Annotated in this window: 5 protein-coding genes; all 5 read left to right on the top strand. The window is 42.3% G+C overall.

Annotated elements, in window-relative coordinates; all coding sequences use genetic code 11:
• Positions 1-58 precede the first annotated feature (58 nt).
• The gene (secE, locus tag ABYU67_RS12055) at positions 59-547 is read left to right on the top strand and encodes a preprotein translocase subunit SecE (protein ID WP_372845530.1); all 489 of its coding nucleotides are present in this window, start codon (positions 59-61) and stop codon (positions 545-547) included.
• Between the two features lie 71 nt (positions 548-618).
• Positions 619-1,149, top strand: a complete 531-nt coding sequence (nusG, locus tag ABYU67_RS12050; RefSeq protein WP_201544318.1) for a transcription termination/antitermination protein NusG — start codon at positions 619-621, stop codon at positions 1,147-1,149.
• A gap of 95 nt (positions 1,150-1,244) precedes the next feature.
• Positions 1,245-1,676, top strand: a complete 432-nt coding sequence (gene rplK, locus ABYU67_RS12045; RefSeq protein WP_372845528.1) for a 50S ribosomal protein L11 — start codon at positions 1,245-1,247, stop codon at positions 1,674-1,676.
• Positions 1,677-2,378: a 50S ribosomal protein L1 gene (gene rplA, locus ABYU67_RS12040; protein WP_372845526.1), complete on the top strand. Its 702-nt coding sequence runs from the start codon at positions 1,677-1,679 to the stop codon at positions 2,376-2,378. It abuts the gene before it with no gap.
• A 387-nt stretch (positions 2,379-2,765) separates the two neighbouring features.
• Positions 2,766-3,049: 50S ribosomal protein L10 (gene rplJ, locus ABYU67_RS12035; RefSeq protein ID WP_372845524.1), on the top strand; the 284-nt coding region annotated here is incomplete at its 3' end.

Genomic DNA, 3,049 nt, shown 5'->3' with positions numbered 1-3,049 from the left:
CCTGCCATCTTCTTATCACATCTTTGTCATACCCCACCATCTCCGAAGTGAGTTCTTTATGAGCAATAATCAAGATAACCTCGAGACTAAGTTATCTGATGCCAAGGCAGTTGCTGGTGGAATGCTGTCCAAAGATAAGCATGTTTCAGCGGGTAATCAAACGACTGCTGTGGAAATTGCTAAGACGGGTTCAGTAAAAGATGTGATTTTGTGGCTACTAGCCGCAGTTGTTTTAATTGCTGCAACGTTAGTTAATCAATATCTACCCGGCTATTGGCAACCTGCCAATGATCTTTGGGTGCGTATTGGTATTATCGTTGCGCTTTTTGTATTTGCTCTGTTATGTCTTGCTATGACCAATCAGGGCCGTGCATTTAAAACCTTATTAAAAGACGCTGCTGTAGAACTACGCCGCGTTACTTGGCCTGGCAAAGATGAAACCTTCCAATATACATGGCAAACGATTGTTATGATTGCGGTTGTTGGTTTACTGGTTTGGCTATTGGATAACTTTTTTAATTGGTTCGTTGGCATATTTATTGGTTAGTAGCGCGTATTAGCGATTGCTTACTCAGTATATATGAAAAACGACTTACTTATAATGATCAGGAGCGTGATATGCGTTGGTATATTGTCCAAGCATTTTCAGGATATGAAAAGCAAGTACAGCGTTCATTAACTGATCGTATTAATCGTAGTGAATTCGCTGAGTTTTTCGGCGATGTATTGGTACCTACTGAAGAAGTCGTCGAAATGAAAGACGGCAAAAAACGTAAAAGTGAGCGTAAGTTCTTTCCGGGTTATGTATTGATCCAGATGGAGATGAACGACAATACTTGGCATATCGTCAAAGATTGCCCACGTATTATGGGTTTCGTTGGTGGTACACCAGAGACACCTGCGCCGATTACGGAAGTAGAAGCTGATCGTATTTTAAACCGTTTGAATCAGACTGAAACTGACCCACGTCCTAAGACTCTATTTGAGCCGGGCGAAGAGTTGTTGGTAATCGATGGCCCATTTACTGACTTTAAAGGGTTGGTTGAAAAAGTGGATTATGAGAAGTCAAAGCTGCATTTAACGGTAAACGTATTTAATCGACCGACTCAGGTTGAGCTGGAATTTAGTAAAGTTGAGAAGCTAGACTAAACCAGCAGAAAAGTTCATCAACCGGGGAGCTGTTAGTCAATTACGTATACATATACAAGATTGATTTGGCGCTATCACCCATTTAGGAGAGAATCATGGCTAAGAAGATTGATGGTTACATCAAACTGCAAGTGCCTGCAGGTAAAGCAAATCCTTCACCACCGATTGGTCCAGCATTGGGTCAAAAAGGCGTGAACATCATGGCGTTCTGTAAAGAATTTAACGCTGCGACTTCATCTCAAGAGCCGGGTCTACCGATTCCTACTGAGATTACTGTATACAGCGATAAGTCTTTTACCTTCATCATGAAGTCACCACCAGCTGCTTACCTTTTGCGTAAGGCTGCTGGCATTGCTAAAGGTTCTGGTACACCTAACACCGCTAAAGTCGGTAAAGTTGACCGTGCTCAGTTAGAAGAAATCGTTAAGACTAAAGATGCAGATTTGACTGCTGCTGATCTTGACGCTGCTATCCGTACCATCGCTGGTACTGCACGTTCAATGGGTATTACCGTGGAGGGTGTGTAAATGAGTAAGCTAACCAAACGTCAAAAAGAAATCAATAGCCGTATTGAGCACGAAAAACAATACACGATCGAAGAAGCGGTTCAAATCTTAAACGATTTGCCACCTCTTAAATTCAAAGAGTCTATTGATATCGCAGTAAACTTGGGCGTTGACCCACGTAAATCTGATCAAGTCGTACGTGGCGCAACCAATCTGCCTGCTGGTACTGGTAAAACCAAACGCGTTGCTGTATTCGCTCAAGGCGCTGCTGCTGAAGCCGCCAAAGAAGCTGGTGCTGACATCGTTGGTTTTGAAGACCTAGCAGAATCAATCAAAGCCGGTAACATGGACTTTGATGTTGTAATTGCTGCTCCTGATGCGATGCGTGTTGTTGGTCAACTAGGTACTATCCTAGGTCCACGTGGCCTAATGCCTAATCCTAAAGTTGGTACGGTTACGCCTAACGTTGCTGAAGCGGTTACCAATGCTAAAGCTGGTCAAGCACAGTACCGTGTAGACAAAGCAGGTATCATCCACACGACTATCGGTCAAGTTGGTTTTACTGCTGAGCAAGTCATACAAAATGCTGAAGCGCTGATTGCAGATTTAAGACGTGCTAAGCCTGCTACGTCTAAAGGTACTTTCATCAAGAAAATTACCTTGTCTAGCACTATGGGTCCTGGTCTAAGTATCGATCCAGTTCCATATCGCACAGCAAAATAAGTAAATACGCGCCTTTATTTGACGATTTCAAATAAAGGGCACAAAAATATTTTAAAGAATTAGGTCAGCGTAGCAAACGCTATGCTGTCTAAGACCGTAGGTAGAAAGCGGTTTGACGTCATTATTGATAATTTTTGGATGATTAATAATAACAACGAGCTGCTTTTGTTAATCGACGACAGATGAAAATCTTAATTGTCCTACGCAGACGGTGGCCCACCCAGTTGTTGATAAGAGCCGATAGTTCAATCTATCACTTGATGTCATTCTGATAACGGTGCCGTAATCAGTCGTTATGAGTGAATTCTTTATAGGATTTATAAATAACGTGTCGTATCAAGTCAATCTTAGTATGAATTAGATTGATTAGATTAAAGGAGTCAACTTATGGCATTAACGCTAGAGCAAAAACAACAAGTTGTGGCTGAAGTGTCTGAAGTTGCTGCTAATGCTTACTCAGCAGTAGCTGCCGAATATCATGGTATTGGTGTTGCAAAGCTTACTCAGCTGCGCGAACAAGCCCGTGAAAAAGGCGTCGTTTTGAAAGTGGTAAAAAATACCCTAGCAAAACGTGCGTTTGAAGGCACTAAGTTTGAGAGCATGTCAGACCGTATGACTGGTCCATTACTTTTGGCTTTCTCTATGGAAGATTTGGGATCTGCTGCTCGAGT

Origin of the sequence: Psychrobacter sp. (genome assembly GCF_041554015.1) — a bacterium.
Taxonomy (GTDB): Bacteria; Pseudomonadota; Gammaproteobacteria; order Pseudomonadales; family Moraxellaceae; genus Psychrobacter.
Note: the sequence above shows the minus strand (reverse complement) of the source record. Positions and strands in the feature narration are given on the sequence as shown.